At 36.9% G+C, this 21,921-nt stretch carries 17 protein-coding genes; 8 read left to right on the top strand and 9 right to left on the bottom strand.

Annotated features, from left to right (window positions below):
• The first annotated feature begins 6 nt into the window (after positions 1-6).
• Positions 7-189 carry a CPXCG motif-containing cysteine-rich protein gene (locus GQ45_RS08130; RefSeq protein WP_047416595.1) on the top strand — a complete coding sequence of 61 codons (183 nt, stop codon included), beginning with the start codon at positions 7-9 and terminating at the stop codon, positions 187-189.
• Positions 190-297: 108 nt separating this feature from the next.
• Here the strand turns inward: GQ45_RS08130 and GQ45_RS08125 are convergent, their stop codons facing one another.
• From GQ45_RS08125 to GQ45_RS08105, 6 genes are all read right to left on the bottom strand, one after another.
• Positions 298-1,443, bottom strand: a complete 1,146-nt coding sequence (locus GQ45_RS08125; protein ID WP_047416593.1) for an efflux RND transporter periplasmic adaptor subunit — start codon at positions 1,441-1,443, stop codon at positions 298-300.
• A 10-nt stretch (positions 1,444-1,453) separates the two neighbouring features.
• On the bottom strand, positions 1,454-5,782 hold the full coding sequence (locus GQ45_RS08120) for a CusA/CzcA family heavy metal efflux RND transporter (protein WP_047416591.1): 4,329 nt from the start codon (positions 5,780-5,782) through the stop codon (positions 1,454-1,456).
• A gap of 78 nt (positions 5,783-5,860) precedes the next feature.
• Positions 5,861-6,265, bottom strand: coding sequence for a hypothetical protein (locus GQ45_RS08115; RefSeq protein ID WP_047416589.1), 405 nt, complete (start codon positions 6,263-6,265; stop codon positions 5,861-5,863).
• A gap of 66 nt (positions 6,266-6,331) precedes the next feature.
• Positions 6,332-6,484 carry a hypothetical protein gene (locus tag GQ45_RS18130; protein ID WP_197056932.1) on the bottom strand — a complete coding sequence of 51 codons (153 nt, stop codon included), beginning with the start codon at positions 6,482-6,484 and terminating at the stop codon, positions 6,332-6,334.
• A gap of 53 nt (positions 6,485-6,537) precedes the next feature.
• Positions 6,538-7,995 (bottom strand): NAD(P)/FAD-dependent oxidoreductase, encoded by a 1,458-nt coding sequence (locus GQ45_RS08110; RefSeq protein ID WP_047416587.1) that lies wholly within the window; start codon positions 7,993-7,995, stop codon positions 6,538-6,540.
• A gap of 329 nt (positions 7,996-8,324) precedes the next feature.
• Complete coding sequence (locus GQ45_RS08105) at positions 8,325-9,158, bottom strand: universal stress protein (protein WP_047416585.1); 834 nt, start codon at positions 9,156-9,158, stop codon at positions 8,325-8,327.
• Between the two features lie 221 nt (positions 9,159-9,379).
• Here GQ45_RS08105 and GQ45_RS08100 point away from each other — a divergent pair, with 221 nt between their 5' ends.
• Positions 9,380-12,412, top strand: coding sequence for an aminotransferase class III-fold pyridoxal phosphate-dependent enzyme (locus tag GQ45_RS08100; protein WP_047416582.1), 3,033 nt, complete (start codon positions 9,380-9,382; stop codon positions 12,410-12,412).
• On the opposite strand, the gene GQ45_RS08095 is transcribed toward GQ45_RS08100, so the two are convergent.
• Positions 12,403-13,329: a LysR family transcriptional regulator gene (locus GQ45_RS08095; protein WP_047416580.1), complete on the bottom strand. Its 927-nt coding sequence runs from the start codon at positions 13,327-13,329 to the stop codon at positions 12,403-12,405. The genes GQ45_RS08100 and GQ45_RS08095 overlap by 10 nt on opposite strands.
• Positions 13,330-13,423: 94 nt before the next feature.
• Between GQ45_RS08095 and GQ45_RS08090 the strand changes: the two genes are divergently transcribed.
• The 6 genes from GQ45_RS08090 (at position 13,424) to GQ45_RS08065 (ending at position 20,386) form a co-directional block, all read left to right on the top strand.
• Positions 13,424-13,729, top strand: a complete 306-nt coding sequence (locus tag GQ45_RS08090) for a hypothetical protein (protein ID WP_047416578.1) — start codon at positions 13,424-13,426, stop codon at positions 13,727-13,729.
• Positions 13,730-13,812: 83 nt separating this feature from the next.
• The gene (locus GQ45_RS08085; protein WP_047416576.1) at positions 13,813-15,297 is read left to right on the top strand and encodes a proton-conducting transporter membrane subunit; all 1,485 of its coding nucleotides are present in this window, start codon (positions 13,813-13,815) and stop codon (positions 15,295-15,297) included.
• Complete coding sequence (locus GQ45_RS08080) at positions 15,297-17,642, top strand: DUF2309 domain-containing protein (protein WP_047416574.1); 2,346 nt, start codon at positions 15,297-15,299, stop codon at positions 17,640-17,642. The genes GQ45_RS08085 and GQ45_RS08080 overlap by 1 nt, the downstream gene beginning before the upstream one ends.
• 202 nt (positions 17,643-17,844) lie before the next feature.
• Positions 17,845-18,510 carry a peroxiredoxin gene (locus GQ45_RS08075; RefSeq protein ID WP_052188166.1) on the top strand — a complete coding sequence of 222 codons (666 nt, stop codon included), beginning with the start codon at positions 17,845-17,847 and terminating at the stop codon, positions 18,508-18,510.
• A 67-nt stretch (positions 18,511-18,577) separates the two neighbouring features.
• Positions 18,578-19,906: a rhodanese-like domain-containing protein gene (locus GQ45_RS08070; protein WP_047416571.1), complete on the top strand. Its 1,329-nt coding sequence runs from the start codon at positions 18,578-18,580 to the stop codon at positions 19,904-19,906.
• Positions 19,907-19,912: 6 nt separating this feature from the next.
• A complete protein-coding gene (locus GQ45_RS08065) occupies positions 19,913-20,386 on the top strand; it encodes a Dps family protein (RefSeq protein ID WP_047416568.1) in 474 nt (157 codons plus the stop codon).
• Between the two features lie 187 nt (positions 20,387-20,573).
• Here GQ45_RS08065 and GQ45_RS08060 read toward each other — a convergent pair whose 3' ends face one another.
• Positions 20,574-20,990, bottom strand: a complete 417-nt coding sequence (locus GQ45_RS08060) for a two-component system response regulator (protein WP_047416566.1) — start codon at positions 20,988-20,990, stop codon at positions 20,574-20,576.
• Positions 20,991-21,502: 512 nt separating this feature from the next.
• Positions 21,503-21,919 (bottom strand): response regulator, encoded by a 417-nt coding sequence (locus GQ45_RS08055; protein WP_047416564.1) that lies wholly within the window; start codon positions 21,917-21,919, stop codon positions 21,503-21,505.
• Positions 21,920-21,921 lie beyond the last annotated feature (2 nt).

The following is a 21,921-nucleotide window of genomic DNA, read 5'->3' as shown; positions in this document are numbered from 1 at the left end:
ATAGGCATGTACGAACACTTTTTTCAATGTCCTTATTGTTGGGAAGAAATTTCAATGTTGTTAGATACCTCCATCCGAAAACAAACCTACATTGAGGACTGTGAAGTGTGTTGTAATCCCATAGAAATTACGCCCGAGTTCCAAGACCAAGAACTTATTGGTTTTGATGCCCTAGATGTAGAGCAGTAAACAGCATTGATTTTTCGTAATTATGGAACAGCAATCTTTACCGATCCTTGCTAGAGAACACCTAGGAGTTCCTCTGAATAGCACCATCTTTCTTTTAGCAATTTTTAATTAGTCTCCACTCAAAAGTTTAAAAGCGCCATTCGTTAAAAATTTAGAATCCTTCAAATTTTCGGAATCAGTAACCGCTGAAAACCCATTATAATTATAGTCAGATTCAATTTCAGTCGCTTTAAAGTAATATCCCTTGTCATCTGTTGAGTCTAATTGTAAAATGGTATAAACACCATCTAAATCTATGACTGCAGCTTCAGGTAAGGCTTTTTTTGTTACAGAAGAAGTTATAATGTCTGCTTGTACAAACATGCCTACCAAAAAATTAGCTTTAGTTTCGTCTTTTAAATGGCCATGAACCTTTACTGTTCGGTTATCTTCAATAACAGTCCCAATTAAGTATATTTCGGCTTCATACTGTTCTTCAGAGGCTTCAGGAATGGTAAATTGAATCTCTTGTCCTTTTTTTAGTTGCATAATATCTTTTTCAAAAACCGATAACTCAATATGCACATGATCATGATCAATAATTTCCATGATCGGTGTAGCAGGCGAAACAAAAGTTCCTCTGGCTACATTAACCTTGGTAATACTTCCGGCAATTGGGGAGTAAATAGCAACTATCGATGTGATATTTCCTTTTTCTACCTGTGAAATAGAAATATTTAATAGGGATAATTGTTTGCGCAATCCGTTATATCGGGCCATAGCCGTATAATAGTCACTTTCTGCTTTTAAATAATTTTTTTGAGAGGTTATTTTTTCTTCTACCATAGTTTTTTGCCGATCGTACTCCGCTTTCAAATAACTAAGTTGCTCTTTGGTCTCTAAGTAATTTTGCTGCAGCGTAATAAATTCTGGATTTTCAAGAGTCACGAGTTGTTGCCCTTTTTTTACTTTATCACCAATCAATAATGGGGTTGTTTTAATGTAGCCTCCCATCATAGCATTAATGATAGATTTGTTTTCGGGTGGCACATCAATCATTCCTGTGGTTTTTACCACCTTGGGAAACGCTTTTTCTTCTAGGGCTCCAAGAGTCATTTTGTTATGTTCAAATTGCGCTTTTGTCACATAGATTCTGTCATCGGTAGTGATGGTCCCTTCGGGTTCAGAAATAGTGTTTTTTGCATCTTTTGAACCACAAGCGGTTAGTAGAAGTAAAGCTATGAATAAAACAATTTTATAGTTTAGGTGTCGCATGGTATTCTAATTATAAGGTTAAGTAATTTAATTCAATGACAATACGGTTGTATTGCTGAAGTTTATTTAAATAGTCTAAAGTAATTTCATAAGAACTCTCTAAACTTTGTAGGTATTGGTAAAAATTAATTTCGCCATTTTTAAAACTTCCAGTAGCTGTTTTTAATAATTCTTCAGCCAAGTGTGCCCCTTCATGTTCATAATATGTTAAGGCATTTGTTAACTGATCTTTTTGTGTTTGTAGCGTTTGAAACTTGGTTCCCAGTCTAATTTCATAGTCTTTATACTCAGCTTCCGCCATTTCTTTCGCGAAGCCTGAGGCTTTTATTTTTGAGGCTTGTCCACTGAAAAATATTGGAATTTTTAAACCTAATTGGTAGCCATACAAACTATTAGAAATCCCTGAATTTGTCCCTTGAAAATACTGTAGACTAATATCAGGTAAAAGCTGTTGTTTTTCTAAACTGCGCTCTTTTTCGGTAACTAAAATTCTATTTTGATAAAATTGAAGCTCAGCACTAGTTTCGATATTTTTTAGCTGTAGCCCAGCCTTTAAATTTTCATCTATTTCAATACTAAGGGTATCTTTAGATTGTATTATTTCGCTGAGTTGCCTATAGGCAAGAACAACCGCATCTTTTGCTGCAATAAATTTTAGTTCAATTTGTTTTTGTTTTGAGGCTGCCGTGATCTTTTCAAGGTAATTGGTTTCCCCTAGTTCAAACCTTCTGGAGGCCATTGAAGCAAAATTGGCATACAAACTATCCAAGGTTTTATATACTTTTTCTTGCTGTCGCGCAATTTGGTAGTCATAATAGCCTGTAGTTAAGCGACGTTCTAAGGCTTTTCTTTGAATGCCATAAGCACTAGAAGCAAGCTCAAAATTTGCTTTATTTAGGTTCTTTGCCGTAAAATAAAGGGTAGGAAATTTAAAATCTTGTTGCACCCCAAACACACGTAAAGGTTCATTATTAAAAGCCAAGTTATTTTCATCAAAATGGTAATAGACTTGGGTCTTGTCAAAAGAAAAAGCATTGCTAATAAGGGCTTCCGATTCGTCTAAGCCTAATTCAGAAGCGTTTAATGCATTGTTATTTTCTAAAGCTAAAGAAAGAAGGTCTTCTAATTGTAGTGGTTTTTCTTGTGCACTTGTATGGGCTGTGGCCAACAAACTCATCATAAAGAGTAGGGCACCTATGCCATGCTTAGGAAGTTTAACTTTCTTTACCGAGTTAAAAATAATATACAACGCCGGTAACACTACTAAAGTTAAGAGGGTTGAAGTTATTAAACCACCAATAACGACGGTCGCCAAAGGCCTTTGTACTTCAGCACCTGCGTTTGTGGATATAGCCATGGGTAAAAAACCTAAAGCCGCTGCCGAAGCGGTTAACAAAACAGCTCTTAACCTATCTTTAGCTCCTTCTTTTACCAATGCTTCAATCGTATCAAATTTTTCTTTCTTAAGTTCCTTAAAATGTTCTATCAGTACAATTCCGTTTAAAACAGCAATCCCGAATAAAGCGATAAAACCAACACCTGCAGAAATACTAAAAGGCATATCTCGCAACCATAACAACCAAATACCGCCAACCGCTGATAATGGAATTGCGGAGTAGATCATAAGGGCTTCCTTTACGGAGTTAAAGGCGAAGTAAAGTAAAACAAATATCAAAATTAATGCAATAGGGACTGCGACAAGTAGTCTGTTTTTAGCAGATTCTAAATTTTCAAACTGCCCGCCGTAGGTAATGGTGTATCCTACAGGAAGTTTAATATGTTCATTTATCAATACCTGAACATCATCTACCACCGATTGTAAATCGCGATCACGAACATTAATACCTACCACAATTCTACGTTTTGCATCGTCACGAGAAATTTTTGCAGCTCCTTTTTTATAGCTAATTTCTGCTAATTCTGACAATGGAATTTTACCGCTGTTTGGAGTGTCTATAAACAAATTTTGTAGGTTATCAATATCTTTTCGTTGCCTTTGGTCTAGACGAACTACCAAATCAAAACGTTTTTCACCTTCAAAAATACTACCCGCAGTTTTACCAGCAAAGGCCATAGAAATCATATCATTCACATCTTGAATATTTAAGCCATAACGGGCTATTTTTTGACGATTGAACTTCACATTCATTTCTGGTAAACCTTCAATTTTTTCTACGGAAATATCGGCAGCCCCAGGAACATTTTGAATGAGTTTGCCAATTTCACTTCCTTTTTTAGCAAGAACAGCTAAGTCTTCTCCAAAAATTTTAATGGCAATATCGGCTCTGACACCTGTAATTAATTCATTAAATCGCATTTCAATAGGTTGGGTAAACTCTACTTCCATACCAGGAATAATGGCTAAAGCTTCTTTAAATTTAGCGGCCAGTTCATCCTTGCTCTCGGCAGAAACCCATTCTTTCTTAGGTTTTAAGGTAATAATCACATCACTTTCCTCCATAGACATGGGATCTGTGGGCACTTCTGCAGCACCAATACGGGTAACAACTTGTTTTACTTCAGGAAATTGGGCTAGTAATATCTTCTCGATTTCAGTGGTAATTTCAACAGTATTACTCAATGAGGTACCTGTTTTAAGTATGGGTTGAATGACAAAATCACCTTCATCTAAAGTAGGTACAAATTCGCCACCCATAGTGCTAAAAATATAGATAGAAATAGCTAAAAGAACACCAGAAACTCCTAAAACCAACTCCTTTTTGTGTATTGCCCAATCAAGAATTGGACTGTATTTTTCATTTAACCAGCGCATTAAACGCACGGAAATATTCTTTTTTGATGGCTGCGAGGGTTTTAAAAATAAAGAGGCGACTACGGGAACGTATGTAAAACACAAGAGCATGGCCCCTAGTAAAGCAAAACTAAAGGTCAATGCCATGGGTTTGAACATTTTTCCTTCAACGCCTGATAAAGATAGAATAGGAATAAATACAATTAAAATAATTATCTGTCCAAAAATAGCAGAATTCATCATTTTTAAGGAACCGTCAAAAGTAATTTTATCTTTTAATACTTGTTGCTTTGCTGAGGATAGTGCTAAGATTTCAGTTCTGTTTTGGGTAATTTTAAAGGCAATAAATTCTACAATAATTACGGCACCATCGATAATAATACCGAAATCAATAGCGCCTAGACTCATTAAATTGGCATCTACACCAAAGAGGTACATAAGCGACAAGGCAAATAGCAAACATAAAGGAATTACGGAAGCCACGACTAAGCCCGATCTTAAATTTCCTAAGAGTAAAACCACAATAAAAAAGACAATTAAAAAGCCTAAAATTAAATTTTCGGCCACGGTAAACGTGGTTTTTGCAATTAACTCACTACGGTCTAAGAAGCCATTGATAAACACACCCTTAGGTAAGGTTTTCCCTATTTCAGCAACTCTTTCTTGAACCGCATCAATTACTTTTTTTGAGTTGGCGTCTTTTAGCATCATGACTTGACCTAAAACTTTTTCACCTTCCCCATTACCCGTTATGGCACCAAATCTATTGGCACTTCCAAAGCCAACTTTTGCAACATCTTTGATATAAATGGGAAAGTTATTATCGTTTTTAATCACCGTATTTTTAATGTCGTCTATCGAAGTTATTAATCCTTCGCCACGAATAAAGAAAGCCTGATTTACTTTTTCAATATAACCGCCACCAGCAATGGTATTGTTTTTTTCTAATGCCTGAAATACCTCTTGTGCGGTAATTTGCATCGCGTTTAGGTTTTCGGTATTGATAGCGATTTCATATTGTTTTAAAAAACCGCCCCAAGTGTTCACCTCAACCACACCCGGAATCCCAGATAATTGTCTTTTTACGACCCAATCTTGTAGGGTTCGTAAATCTTCTGCGGAATACAGGTCCTTGTACTCAGGTTCAACATCTAAAATATATTGGTAAATTTCTCCTAAACCAGTGGTTATAGGTCCCATTTCAGGAGCACCAAAGCCATCGGGAATTTTTTCTGTAGCACTTTTTATTTTTTCGGATATTAATTGCCGTGGTAAAAAAGTACCCATATCGTCTTCAAAGACGATAGTCACTACGGATAATCCAAATTTTGAAACAGATCTGATTTCCTTTACCCCGGGCAAATTTACCATTTCTAGTTCTACAGGATAGGTAATAAACTGCTCCATATCTTGGGTAGATAGGTTGCTCGATGTGGTAATTACTTGTACTTGGTTATTAGTTACATCGGGTACAGCACCAATAGGAATTTGTGATAGCGAGTAGATTCCGAAACCCACTAAAAAAACAGTAAAGAGGAGTACAATAAATTTATTATTGATACTTAAATAAATGATTTTTGACAGCATTTTTTCATAAAATAAAATACGTTAAGCTAAGTAGCAACATGGATTGCTAAGGCTATTAAAAGTTTAAAACGATCGTATTTATGAATTGCGAGGAGGTTGAAAAAGTCCTTTTTCATGTAAGTTAGAAACAGGAACTTGGTAATAAAAATTAGACTCTGCAGTTGCCGTAAAATCGGGAATTTGGAAATCACTTTTAAATGAGTCCATAAAAAAAGCAATGGTATTGACGGCGTTAGAGCCAGAAGAATGATTAAAAGGTAATTTCTCATGATCCTTTTCTTCTTCTTGGTGATTTTTTTGATGTTCGGCTTTTAATTCCCCATAATGTTTTGAAATAAACACAAGTATATTGTCCCCATGTTCTTCGCTGTGAAATTTAGCGTGCTCAATGAACTCATCAAACTGGGCGATATCAGTAAACTGAAACCCCATACTTTGAAGAAGTATGGTAAACGATAGTGTTATGGAAATAAATAACTTCACAAGGCTAAGATAAAAAATATGTAGTATAAATCATAAAAAAATGATAATCAGCAACTCAAAGATAAATTACATCACTGGAAGTTGTTTTTTTCCTTTGGTACCACCGTGGCCACCTGCTACAACAATCATAATTTTTATACTTAAATAAATGAATTTGAAAAACTGTAAAACAGGATTCATCATTTTAAAACGCTGGTACTTTGATATTCTTTGTGTCATTTTAATGTTATTTAGTTATTTTTTCAAAATGCTGTTAAGGCACGAGCCCATTATTATTCTGGTATCAACCACCAAAAAGGTTTCATTTTAGCTTTATAGATAAAGGCATAATGTAAGGCTAGTTTTAGCCAATGCCCTGCCAATCCTATTTCTCCAAAGGTTTTTCCTAGTTGTCGCCCTTGTGTTTTTGGGTATTTATGATAATCGGGTACAATGGGGAAGGTTGTGATGCTTACTCCACTGCCGCTCGTTAAACCATAACCAGCAGAGGCAATACAGGCGGCACCCATATTTCCTAAAGAACCTTTATGTGCTAGCGATTCTTTCCCGTTTTGAATGCTGTCAATAATATTATCTGCCACTAATTTTGCAGTAATTCCAGAAGGCATTCCTGTTCTCGGTGGCGCAGGAAATATTTCTGTTCCATTGGGGCTTTTTCTAGGTTTGGAAATGCTGTGCGGCGGGGCAAAGGCAATTCCGGGTGCAAATATATTTTTATAGCTAGGGTTTTGATAGGTTTCTGGCCAATCTTGAACGGACCATTCTTCGTAAGGTTTAGCCGTATAATCGGCATCAACCAGCATAAAACCTTTAAATAGTTTATCGGTAATATCTGTATTAGTTTTGTCATACGCTTTAAAACCGTGGCCAGAAAACGAAGGAATAAGCATGGCGAAATCATAGGTTTCTGACTTTTTTTCACCTGCTAAATTTTCATAATGTGCAGTACCGTCTTCTATTTTTTGCACTCCGGCGCCTAAAATCCATTTAATTTCTCGGTCTTCAAAAATCATTTCAACCATTTCATTTGATTTCATGGTTAGGCTGCCATAACTAAGCAGCATGCCGTCCATACCAAAATCACCTAATTGGTATTCGTTCGATATCCATGTAATTTCAGCCATATCGCGCACCTTGTGTTTGCGTAGTTCTTGTTCTACATTTAAAATATATTCAAAGGCAGCACCTTGACAGGTAGCCTTGGCATGACCTGTGCCTATTAAAATTTTAACTTTTTTGCCTTTTTTCATTTCTCCAATCAAAGCATGCAAACCTTCCCAAGCATGATCTGCATGGGTATAGGTACAAACCGAATAGGTTTTGTTCTGACCGGGAATTAAACCTTCCGTAGCTTCAAAATTGAGTTTTGGCCCTGTGGCATTGATCAAATAATCGTAGCTAACTTTTTCTTCTTTTCCTTTATTTTCGCCCACCACATGCTCCACTAATACATAAGGTTTTTCTTCGGTGGCGTCTCCTTCTGGGAAGAATGACATCGCTTTAGCTTGTTTAAAACCAATTCCCTTTTTTTTATATAATGGGGCCAGCGGAAATAAAATTTGCTTTGATTTCATTCTTCCGATACCCACCCAAATGTTCGACGGAATCCATTGATAATTACCATTGGGTGATACCACGACAACGTCATGTTCTTTTGAAAGCTTTCTACGTAAGTGTGCAGCAGCCACATGGCCTGAAATACCCGCTCCTAAAATCACTATTTTGGACATTTTCTATCTATTTATAAGCTTGATTGCAGCGGTGACTTGGAAAAAAAATTAGAGTAACCTATTGTAAATCAGACTTGATGTTCACACAAATGTTGTTAATTTTCAAGAGGCACACAGTAACTTTTGTTACACAGTTAAAAATTTTAAATTGGGCTATTTTTTTATACGTGTTGCTATTTAGTGGATAAAAAAAGTAAATTTTACCCAAAACCCAAAACCCAAAACCCAAAACCCAAAACCCAAAACCCAAGACCCAGGACCCAAGACAAGTACAAGCTCAAAAAACTTTAAACCTGAAACCATAAACTTGAAACTTTTTTACCTTTCACCTATTCCGGAATAATCAATACAGGAACGGTAGGATGAAAAGCTATTTTTTTGATTACAGGTTCCCTTAAGATGCCTTCTAAGAGACTATGTTTATAGTTGACCATGGCTAAGAGGTCTATTTTGTTTTCTTCAATAAAAGTGGCAATGATCGTTGACTTTTTTGTATAATCTGCTTCCCAATGAAAACTGTGCGGATGGTTTTCAAAATAATCACTTAGCATTTTTTTATGAAGCTCTTGGGTGGCAGAGAGTTCTTTTTCAACAGTAATATGTAAAATTTTAATGGTAGTATTGAACAAAGTTGCCAAGGCTCGTATAGCTTCTAATTCTTTATTTTTATAAGGTCGATTATAATCTGTCGGAAATAATAATGCGCTAGGTGCAACAAATTCAAGGTCATCAGGAACGACTAGGATGGGGCAATTTTTAACCTTTTTAAGAACATCAACCGTATTACTTCCCATAAAAATATCAACGGCATTACTAGCTCCTTTTGTACCCATCACTATACTGGTAATGCCATGTGCCTTAACTGCTTTTGGAATGGCAAATTTTAAGTCTTCTTCACTTGAAATAATTTCAAAACTATGATGTACATTGTCGTTGGCAATTTCGGTTTGTTGCTTTAATTCGTTTAACTTTCTTAAAGACTCTTTTTGTAATTCGTCTACAAATTTTGTGGTAATATAGGTTCTCGTGGTGGAACTTAATAAATAGGTAACGTTTAAGAAGTAGAACGTACAGGATTCTTTTTCATATAACTTTAAAGCATAAAGTAAGGCATTGAATGCATTGTCAGAAAAATCGGTAGGTAGTAATATGTTGTGTTTCATGCTGGGGCTTATTTAGTGTTTTTCAAATTTAGCACCTATGCTGGCCTTAAAATATGATTTTTGTCATACCGGGGGTAGGTAAGGTGCTGTGTGCTTGTACCTCTTTAAATGCGCATAGAAAATAGCCTTAAAATTCAGAAAAAAGTTAAAGAGGCTTACGATTACACGTGCAGAACAGCTTATCTTTAAACTCGTTTTAGTTTGTTTAATTTTTTGTAACGATGATGCAGGATACCCCTAAAATAACCATACAAATAGCTGAAAATATAGCTTCGGAATTTTATACGATTACAGGTAAAGTTATAGCCCTACCCGGTGAAATAGATTTTAATTTTAGAATTGACGCCAATGATCAAGAAAGTTATATCTTAAAAATATCACGTCCTGATGAAGCTATTTCGTATTTAGATTTTCAGCAAAAACTAGTAGCTTATCTGGAAGAAAAGAGTCCTGAACTTAGGATTCCAAAAGTTATTTTAGATAAAAAGGGTAAGGCTATCTCCTCTTTTATTGACGAAAAAGGACAGCATAGGTATGTGCGCTTATTAACCTGGATTTCAGGAAGGACCTGGAGCAGTGTTAGTCCCCAATTAAATGAGTTAGGCCAAAGTTTGGGAGCGGAATGTGGAAAACTTACACAAGGCCTAGTAGGTTTTGATCATGAAAACGCACACAGAAATTTTGCCTGGGACGTAGCGCAATCGCTTTGGACCAAAGCTCATGTACATCTTTTTGATCCCGAAGAAAAAGAGCTGGTTCAGTATTTTCAAGCTATTTTTGAAAAGCAGCAAGCTACCTACCAAGGCTTAAGAAAATCAGTAGTACATAACGATGCTAACGATCATAATGTCATTGTTTCCGCAGACTTAATACATCCAAGGGTAAAGGCCATTATTGATTATGGTGATGCCATGTATACGCAGGTCATTAATGATGTAGCTATAAGTTGTTCCTATGCCATTATGAATCATGAGGATCCTTTGGAAGCAGCCTTGCCCATCGTAAAAGGCTATCACAGCTCCTTTCCTTTACAGAGCGCTGAACTAGCACATTTGTATGGCGCTATTGCCATGCGATTGGTGATTTCTGTTACCAAATCTGCTAGCAATAAAATTACGGAACCAGAAAATGAATATTTGCAAATAAGTGAAAAACCAGCTTGGGAACTACTTAAAAAGTGGCAAAAAATTAGTCCAGAATTTGCGTATTTTAGTTTTCGAGAGGCTTGTGGATTGGCAGCGCACCCGAAGGAAGAAAAGTTTAACGAGTGGGCCCATAGTCATGATTTTCAGGTCACTGATTTATTTCCAACTGTGGGTACAAATAAGCTAGAGAAATTAGATCTAAGCGTTGAAAGTATTTGGGTTTCACATATTCAAGATATGAATAATCTTGATTTTTTCCAGTTTAAATTAGATCAGCTTCAAAAGCAACATCCGGATAAGGTAATCGCTGGGGGATACTTAGAAGCACGAAGTCTTTATACCTCTAATGCCTACGATAAAATAGGAAATTATGGTCGTGAAAGTAGAACCATTCATTTAGGCGTCGACTTTTGGTTAGCCGCTGGAACTCCTGTTCATGCTATCTTAGACGGCGAGGTCGTGGTTGCCGTACATGAGAAGGGGAACAAAGCTTATGGCGGTTTAATTATTTTAAAACATAGAACACCTGATTTAGAATTCTACACTTTATACGGCCATTTAAGTCAGAAAAGTATAGCGGAGAAACAGCTAGGGCAAAACCTAAAGAAAGGAGATTGTATTGGCTTTTTAGGCAACGCACATGAAAATGGTAATTGGGCACCACACTTGCATTTTCAAATGATGCTATCACTTTTAGACTATAAAAATGATTTTCCAGGCGTGGCGTATTTTAATCAAATTAGGGTATGGAAAAGTATCTGTCCTGATCCAAATATGTTTTTTAAGTCTCAGGTATTAGCGGCCAAGGACAAGGTGAGCAATGAAGCAATAATGAGCTATCGCAAGCAGCATTTAGGAAAAGGGATGAGCCTGCAGTATAACACGCCTATTAAAATGGTACGTGGTTCGGAACAGTATTTAATGGACCAGTTTGGGAGAAAATATTTAGATACGGTGAATAATGTAGCCCATGTGGGGCATGAAAACTATGAGGTAGTCAAGGCTGGCCAAGCGCAAATGGCTGTTTTGAATACCAATTCGCGCTACCTGCATGAAAATATTAACCAATTAGCAAAAGCGCTTTTAGAGACCTTACCCCCAGAATTAAGTGTAGTTCATTTTGTAAACTCTGGTAGTGAGGCCAATGAACTTGCGATACGAATGGCAACTACGGCCACAGGAGAAAAAGACATCCTTGCTTCGGAAGTGGGGTATCACGGCAATACAAATACCTGTGTGGGCATAAGCTCGTATAAGTTTGATGGCAAAGGTGGTGGTGGCGCGCCTGAACACACTCATGTTTTTCCTTTACCAGATGCCTTTAGAGGAATATATAGAGGCGAACATACAGGAGATTTATATGCACAGGAAGTTCAAGGACAAATTGATGCCGTGCATCGCAAAAATAGGGGAGTAGCTGCTTTTATTATCGAGCCAATTATTAGTTGCGGAGGACAAATAGAGCTCCCTGAAGGATTTCTTTCAAAGGCCTATACAGCGGTGCGATTGGCAGGCGGACTGTGTATTTCTGATGAAGTACAAGTGGGTTGCGGGAGAACAGGAAAGGCCTTTTGGGGTTTTCAACTGCATCAGGTGGTTCCTGATATTGTCACGATTGGAAAGCCCTTAGGCAACGGACACCCTTTAGCAGCGGTGGTGTGTACGCCAGAAGTGGCCGAAAAGTTTGCCAACGGCATGGAGTTTTTTAACACCTTTGGGGGAAACCCAGTTTCCTGTGCTATTGGATTTACGGTATTACAAACCGTTAAACGAGAGCACTTACAAGAACATGCTTTAGTAGTAGGAAACTATTTAAAAACCGAGTTAAAAAAAATAGCCCAAGAATTTCCTATTATCGGCGATGTTCGAGGTCAAGGCTTGTTTTTAGGGGTAGAGTTCGTCGATGCTCAAAGAAATCCTTTAGCCGCGCAAACAGCGTACCTCGCCAATAGAATGAAAGACCATGCTATTTTAATGAGTACTGACGGGCCTGACCATAACATTCTTAAGATTAAACCACCTCTAGTTTTTTCAAAAGCAGATGCGGACGAATTACTTTTTTATTTTAAGAAAATTCTAAACGAAGATTTTTTAAAAGGCTACGAATAAGGTTGTTTCCAACTAAAGTTATCTTTTATGATCTGTTCTTTATGGACATTTAAAAATTCAAGATAGGCCACAGCGGCTGGAGATAATTTTTTTGTCTTCAGCCAAATTAATCGCCATGTGGTGCTAATCGGTAAGCCTTCTACAGGAATAATTTGCAATTCTTTATTTTGTAATTGGTTTTTAATACCAATTAAAGGCATTATAGAGCATCCTAAACCTGCTATGACCGCTTGTTTTACAGCTTCGTTTGAGGTAAGTTCAATTTTTTTATGAACCGGTACATTATTCTTTGTTATAAATTTTTCCATTTCATTTCTGGTGGCAGAACCTTCTTCTCTATAAATTAAAGGAAGTTCTTGAAAAACATCGCTACTAATGGGTTTTTCATCAAATTTTAAGTGTTTGCCACCCACAAAATAAAGTTGATTTTTCATCAATTCAATTTGGTTTACCTTCAATTTTTTGGGTAAAACAGAAACCAATGCAAAATCTACTTCGTTCTTCTCCATGCTCCTAACCACCTTGGTTTTATTGGTAACGTCTATGATAAGATCAACCCCTTTGTGCAGCTTAAAAAAATCTGCTAAAAAATAAGGCATCACATATTTACCCGTTGAAGCTACCGATATTTTAAGCTTGCCAAATAACTCTCCTTGGTAGGCCAAGGTTTTATAATTCATGGCATTCACTTCATCAATAATTTTTTCAGCAGCTTCTGCGATTTCTTTTCCGAAATCTGTTACAAAAAGTTTTCTGCCCACCACCTCTGTTAGTGGAATTGAAAATTGATCCTGAAAATTTTTTAACTGAATCGATACGGCAGGTTGCGTTAGATTCATTTCTTCTGCTGTCTTAGTAATACTCTGGTTTTGAGACATTTTTAAAAAGAGCTGTAATTGGTGTAGTGTATAATTCATAAAAATATTTAATGCTTTAGATTACAAATATAAATAAAAATTATCAATTAAAATTTATAACCTTTGTGGCGAAATTAATAAATCCTTAAAAAAAATGGAAAACGAAACATTAAAAAACGAGACCACAACACAGAACATTCAATTGGTAAAAGGCAAATTTACGCCAGAACAGGCTTCGGAAGTGATGATGGCCTTATTGGATCAAAAAATAAATTACCATAAAATAGAAGGGATTCAACTTTGGGAAAAAAATCACAAAAATGATCAAGAACCTATTTTCAAACGAATTAAAGAACTGGAAGCTGAAAAGCAAAATGTCACAAAGTTTATCTCAAAAATGAGAGCAGAAGGAAAAGAGATTCAGATAAAGGGAACCCTTCAAATGAGCAGCTGCGATTAAAACTGTCTTTGAATAACTATTTTCTAATGCAACAAATACCTAAAGGTATCACTTTACTTACCCTAAAATAAATAGTAAAAAAAATGATTTTGAACAGCAATCCAAACAACAATTTTGCCCAAAATACGGCGCAAATTAAAACAAATGGCGATAGTCCTATTATTTCAAAAGTGGCAAGTCCCTTACTTTGGACCTTACATCTAGGTACGATCGCAGTACTTGTTTATTTTTTGATGTACGCACCACAATGGAATTGGAACAACATCTTCATCATAAATGGTTTTACATTATTACTTTGGAGCACCGTTACTTTTTTTAGTGCCCTTGTGAGTACCTACGCAAAAAATTACCTCAATGGCTTTCGATACCATCAGCGTTTTACCTTTTTATCCTTAGGTTTTACGCTATCTGTGATGCTATTTGTGATGTCGAATCACATCGCTGCCTTACTTATTTCATGGCTTTTCATGGGTGTTTTTATGGCACGCTTAATCGGTGTTGATGCAAAATGGGGCGAAGCCAGAGAAGCTTCCAAATTGGCTCAAAAATTCTTTTTGACTGGAACCCTAGTGTTAAGCTTTGGCCTATTACTATTGGCCTACCAAACAGACCATTATACCTTATCGGGTATCCTTGATAATTTACAGGCAATTCCTGATTTTATGTTAGTTATAGCTTCATTATTGATTATCGTAGCCGCCATCATACAATCGGCTATTTATCCTTTTCATAGATGGTTACTTTCGGCCATGACAGCACCTACACCAGCATCTGCCTTAATGCATGCAGGCTTTGTAAATGGCTCAGGTATTTTACTGGCCTTGGTTTCCGCGGTTTTAGTGGCTTCAAATTCATTAACCTTGCTGTTTATTATCGGCGGGTTTACGGCGGTTATCGCACAATTCACAAAACTGTTGCAAGTCAATGTAAAGCAAAAACTAGCCTGTTCTACCATTGCTCAAATGGGTTTTATGATTATGCAATGTGGTTTAGGTTTTTTTAATGCAGCCATAGCCCACCTAATCTTGCATGGCTTTTATAAGGCTTATCTGTTTTTATCGTCTGGAGAAGAAATTGCACATAGTGCCCCTAAGAAGCAATTAAAAATAAAAATTAAACCCTTACAAGCCGTTATCGTTTTACTATTTGGTATCGCAGGAGCGCTATTATTTGCGCTTCTAACCGGCAAAACAAATATGGTAGATAGCAGTATATTTTTAACCCTTATTGTAGCCATTACGGTAGGTCAAGCGACGTATAATATTGTAAAAGAAAAGAGTCTTACGGCCGTGCAGAAAACCGTAGTGCCTATCCTCTTGTTTATAACTGGAATTAGCTTATACGCCCTACTCTATAATGGTGTGACAGCCTTAATGGTAGCCATGCCGATGAGCGACGTACCACAAACCTTATCGGTTATCCAAGTGGTATTTGGCCTTATTTTCTTATTGGGATTTTTTATCATGAAATTAGGTGTTTATCGAAAAGTGCCTTGGCTTTACGTAAAGCTTTTAAACCTGTCTCAACCTGATAACAATACTATTCTTAAATATAAAAGCGTAAAATAATGAGTACATATATTCTTTTGAACACGATTGAAAAAGCAGCAGATGTGGTCGGTAAAACATGGCCTTTATATTCCTTTGTAACTTCAAATCCCTTATCAGGATATGAAAACACCCATTTTATAAATGCCGTTAAAAAAGCACAGGGATTAACAGGGAGTCGTGTATTTCCTGATGTAGGGATGTTTAAACAAGCCTGGGAGTTAGGGGAAATAGATGCTACGGTATTGAACGCTCTTTTGATCGAAAATGGAATGACCGAATCTCCGGCCTACTATTTGGACCAATTGGAAGCTATAAAGTATGATGAAATCGAAAATCCAAACCATCGCGTTGATAAAATAATGGTAAAATGGCTGTCTGTTTTTATGGATGAAGGCCTAGCGGAATGGCAAATGCCTAACAAAGAAAAAGGTTTTTATAAAGCTTGGAGTATTTTAGCAAGCTATGACAAAGAAATAGGAAAAGCACTTGATGTTCAACTTCCAAAAACAAATACCGAAGCCTTAGAAAAGCTTTTAAATGCCTATTCAGAGCAAGAGCAACAAGCTATTTTCGAATATCATTTGGCAGCTTTGCCGGGTTGGACAGGCTATATTAAGTTTAGAGCGGAAACGAATTCGCTTTGGGAGCAAAAATACAGTATTACACTAACCGATTATCTTGCCGTTCGTCTGTGGGTATCTAAAGCTTTGAAAGCTTCTATAGTACCCCCTAAAAGCACCAACGGAGAATTAGAGACCATGTTACAATTACAGTATGTTTGGTTAAAGGCTTGGGAAAAAAGTTGGCAGCAGCAGTTTGTGACCAATATAAAATCACCCAACACTATTTCGAAGCCTACCCATAAAAATGTACCCGATGCACAATTTGTGTTCTGTATTGATACACGATCAGAATTAATACGAAGAAACATAGAATCTAAAGGGAATTATGAAACCTTTGGATATGCCGGTTTTTTTGGAATAGCCATGGATTATACACAATTAGAGGATGGTATTTCAAGAAAATCATGTCCGCCAATTTTAGGCTCTGCCTATCAGGTTTCTGAGACGGCACAAGAACATAAAACAGCAGATCTAAAAAACTATAAAAAGAGCGTTAAGAGAGCTAAGTTTACTTCATATTTTTTAGTGCGAATGAAAAATATGCTGCCTTCAGCATTCGGTTATGTAGAAGGTTCTGGTATTTTTTATGGGATGTCATTACTGATCAGAACTTTATTTCCAGGATCATTATACCAGCCACAGCGCAAAAATGAAGGGTCCTTTGAAAATAGTTGTACCCCACAAATAGGGCATACCCATACCAAAGAAACCAGCATAGATATTCCTTTAGAAGAAAAAGTAGCCATTGTAAAGACGGCCTTTGATTTAACAGGCTGGCGTACTTTTGCTCCTGTAGTTGTTTTTGCAGGTCACGGTAGTCATTCTGCAAATAACCCTTTTGGTTCTAGTTTAGATTGTGGGGCCTGTGCAGCAAGTCCCGGCCGCCATAATGCACGTATGCTGGCTAAACTAGCGAATCTTTCAGAAGTTCGAAAAGCCTTGCGAGAAAATCATGATATACGAATCCCAGAGGATACCGTATTCATCGGTGCAGAACACAATACTACAACCGACGAAATTGTATTGTTTGATGCTGAGGTACCACCAACACATGCGAAGCGTTTAAGCGAATTAAAAGTGGCTCTTTTAAAAACGCAAGAAACAGCGACACAAGAACGCTTAGGGGTGCAAACTAAGAGCATCGCCGCCGCACATGTTAAAACCAATAACTGGTCAGAAACAAGACCAGAATGGGGACTGGCGAAAAATGCAGGTTTTGTGATTGGTTCGCGAGAACTTACCAAAAACATGAACTTAGGCGGGCATTGTTTTCTGCACTCCTACGATTGGGAATTAGACATAGAGGCAGCAGCTTTAGAAGCAATTATGCAAGGCCCCATGGTCGTTACCCAATGGATTAATAATCATTATTATTTTGCAACGGTAGATAACCATCAGTATGGCGGGGGCTCAAAAATAGCCCATAATATTACCGGAAAATTTGGTGTGGTTCAAGGCAACGGGAGTGATTTAAAAGCGGGACTTCCGTTACAATCCGTAAATGAAACAGATGACAAAATGTACCACAGACCTTTGCGCTTATCGGTCTTAATTCAAGCACCCAAAGAACGTGTTCAAGCCATTTTAGAAAAATTTCCACATCTCAAAGCCTTATTAGACAATGAATGGATCTACCTTATGGTCATGGATCCAACAGAACAAAACGAGGTTAGCTTGTATGAGGAACATATGGTATGGAAAGCTCCTGAAAAGGTAGAGGTTTTTGCTGAAATGGTCTAGTTGAAATCACTATATCGCTTCGCGTTAAAAAATAGCTTGGGAACTACCCAAGCTATTTTTTTTTAGGTTTATTTCAAAATAGTCTTGTCTAACCTTAGTTAAAAAATGTTAAAACTGATGCTGTGTAACCTAGGTTACGGTAGGTGTTATCACTATAGTTTAATTTTATCAAAATTAACAATAACAATAAACAAAAACTATCATGAATAACGAAAACGTATCTCCAGAGAAAATACATCCCATGCCAAGAATAGGCGACATAGCACCCGATTTCGAGGCGGTAACGACTAAGGGAAACATTAAAATGTCAGATTTTGCGAAAGATAAATGGATTGTCATGTTTTCGCATCCCGCAGATTTTACACCCGTTTGTACCACCGAAATGAGTGGGTTTGCCATTCGTAAACCTGAGTTTGATGCCTTGAATACGGAGCTTTTGGGCTTAAGTATCGATAGCATTCATGCACACTTGGGCTGGGTACAAAACGTAAGAGAAAATACAGGAGTTTATTTTGATTTTCCTATTATTGCAGATATCGATATGAAAGTATCTAAACTATATGGAATGCTACAGCCTAACGAAAGTGAGACTGCTGCCGTTAGAGCCGTATTTTTTATTGATCCCGCTAAGAAAATTCGTTTAATTATGTACTACCCACTTAATGTAGGTAGAAATATGGATGAGATTTTACGCGCCTTAGACGCTTTACAAATGTCGGACAAGCATAAAGTAGCCATGCCTTTAGATTGGAAACGAGGTGATAAAGCCATTTGTCCACCACCAAAATCTTTAGATGCACTGAACGAAAGATTGGCAGATGATTCTGTTGAAAAAATAACGTGGTACTTAGCTAAAAAAGATATTTAAAATAAAAATAAAGGACTTTATGTATATTTACAGGAGTCCTTTTTTTAATTCAAAGATGACCTAAACTATGATTATAAAACAATTTGAATATAAACCATTAGCCCACTATTCTTATGCCATTATAAGTAATGGCGAAATGGCGCTCATTGATCCAGAACGAGATCCTAAAGCCTATTACGAATTTGCGAAAGCCCATAAGGCTAAAATTACCGCTGTCATAGAAACCCACCCACATGCCGATTTTGTGAGTTCGCATTTACAAATTCATAAAGAAACGGGCGCTACCATTTATAACAGTGAAAAACTAGGCGCTGATTATCCGCACAAATCCTTTGATGAAGGCGTTTCTATTTCCTTAGGAGATATCAGCTTAAACGCACTAAACACGCCAGGGCATTCACCGGATAGTATTAGCATCGTAGCTACTGATGGCACTAAAACAGCCCTATTTACGGGTGATACTTTATTTATAGGTGATGTTGGTCGACCAGATCTACGGGAAAAAGCGGGCAATATGAAAGCAAAACGTGAAGCACTTGCCGAGATGATGTATACGACGATGCAAACTAAATATAATAAGCTTCCCGATGATGCCATCGTATACCCGGCGCACGGCGCAGGTTCATTATGCGGTAAAAACTTAAGCGATGCTGCAAGTAGCACGCTAGGTGAGGAGCGAAAAAGTAATTGGGCTTTTAAAGAACAATCCAAGCAAGAATTTATGGCTACAATACTTGACGGACAACCTTTTATACCCTTGTACTTTGGCTTTAATGTAGACATCAACAAAAAAGGAGCAGAAAGTTTAACTCCAGCTTTACAGCGCGTTCCCTTCAGAAAAGAGGAAAGTGCCACTGGTTTAATTGTAGATATACGTGATGCTGCTAATTTTAAAAAAGGGCATCTTTTAGGCAGTATCAATATTCAAGGATTATCTGAAACTGACAAATTCGAAACCTGGTTGGGAGCTATTGTAGCGCCTAATGAAGCATTTACCTTGGTAGTAGCCGAAGAAGAAAATGCAGCGTATGTATTAAATAGGGTTTCTAAAATAGGCTATGAAACGCAAGTAAAGGAGGTCATAACTCTTGAAAATGAACAGCTATTGAAAAGTAAAGAATTAGATCTGCATGATTTTAAACAAAACCCTGAAAAGTACACGATAGTTGATATTCGAAATGAAAGTGAAATAGCGGACGGGAAGTTTTTTGAAAATGCTATAGTGCACCCGTTAAATGACTTAAGAAATAGTGCCAAAAATATTCCTACGGATAAACCCATTGTGGTTCATTGCGCTGGAGGGTATAGAAGCGCTGCTGGAAGTAGTATTTTAGAACGACAACTCAAGAACACCCCAATATTTGATTTAAGTGAAGCCATTAACAATTTTAAATAATACAATATGAAAAATACAAATAACATTGGTTTAGATGATAAAGTATCACTAAGCACCGCAGCACACTTAAATGAGTTACTGTCAGATTACCAACTTTTTTATATGAATCTCAGAGGCTTTCATTGGAATATAAAAGGAAAAAAATTCTTTGAATTACATCTTAAATTTGAAGAGCTGTATAACGATGCGCTGCTGAAAGTAGATGAAATTGCCGAACGGGTACTCACCTTAAGCGCAACGCCATTGCATTCTTTTTCAAAATACTTAGAAACGAGTAAAATTAAAGCAGCTGAGAACGTAACCGATGGCGAGAAAGCTATTGATGCTATTCTCGATGCTTTAAAGATTTTATTGCAAAAAGAAAGACTAATCCTTTCTATGGCCTCCGAGGCTAATGACGAAGGTACGGTGGCGCTTATGAGCGATTATATCGTGCAGCAAGAAAAATTAGTCTGGATGTTGTCTGCTTATCAAGATTAGCATAAATAGATGCTTATTTTTAAATAGCACTTACTTTAGATGGTATTCTTTCTGAAAAAGTACTTTAGGGTTGAGAAATGGGTAGTCCTTTTAAACAGGACTGGTTTACAAGAAAAAGGTTCCTATAGCCATAGCATGTTTTTTTTAATTAAGCCTGCTCTGGTTTTTAAGGTATTTTTATAAAAAATTATAGCGCAGGTTCATCCTTTTCTGAAATGGCCTTGAATATATTGGCCATGAGTGTGTTCGACAATGGTTTTGCTATAAAATCTTCTACGATCGCATAACTAAGGGCTTTTTGAATATCTTTTTGATCTATAGAAGAACTTACGATAAAGACCTTGGGCCTATTTTTAATGGGTAATTTTACGAATTCATCTAAAAACTCCCAGCCATCCATGGTAGGCATATTTAAGTCTAAAAAAATAACGTCAGGCAGTTTTTCTTCACTTTTGACTAAGGCAGTTAAATCATCTAAAGCCTCTTGGCCATTTTCATATACAAGTACAGAAGAACCAAACCAGCTATTATGGTTCAATAAAATTTTTGTTCCATAGACAAAAATCGGGTCGTCATCAATGATACACACGGTTTCAATTTTCATAAGCTAATAAAGTCTAGAGGAATAAATTTGTAGGTTTTTGGGGAAAGCACTTCGCTTTGCTTTGGTAGGGCAAGTATCCCCGTTAAATTTTAGTCATTAACTTTGGGTCTTTTTAGGTATAAAAGTAATAAAAATCCTACAAAAAAGCAAGCAATATAGGAATCATAAGAAAAAATCAGTTGATTTTGCCAAGCCTGCTCCCGTAGGCCATAACTTAGATCGTGGGCCTTGTAGTCTATTTTTAGCTTGTAACGCGAGCTAATTGAGCTGTTGAGCCGCTATCCGAAAGGTTTTTTGTTACAGCAATAGCTTACGCAAATGATGCATTAAAGCAAAAGCGTATTAAGGTACTCGCTAGTGTATTGTGCTTATAAGGACTGAATGGTGCGCAGTACTTTATATCGTTTTGAGGAGAGGGTATATGCATTTAGGCCTTAGTTGGCAGCGGATTCGGCCCTAGCAACAGCCAGGGAGCGATCCTATTCTTATTTCCCAGACAAGCGATCAACTATTTAGTCTAAATCACCTACTAATTTATCAATAATAGATTTTAATTCGCCTTGTTGTATGGGTTTTATGATATAATCAGAAACAGCGCTAATGTTTCTTGCACGTTCTACATCTACAGCATCTACAGATGAAGATACCATGTATATGGTGATCAGCTTACCTACCTTAGGTTTTATTTTAACATATTCATCCATGAATTGAAACCCATCCATGATCGGCATATTAATATCTAAAAAGATAATATCCGGAAGTTTATGCTCATCGCCAAGATGGTCTAACATAAAATTTAAGGCCTCTTCACCATCGGCAAAAGCGATGATGTTTTTGGGTAGCTTAAAAGACTGTAGCGTTTTAATTAAAGTAAATTGGTAAATATCGTCATCGTCAACAATACAGATATTAATAGGATTCTTTTGCATAG

The organism is Cellulophaga sp. Hel_I_12 (genome assembly GCF_000799565.1).
In the GTDB taxonomy this organism is placed as follows: domain Bacteria; phylum Bacteroidota; class Bacteroidia; order Flavobacteriales; family Flavobacteriaceae; genus Cellulophaga.
Note: the sequence above shows the minus strand (reverse complement) of the source record. Positions and strands in the feature narration are given on the sequence as shown.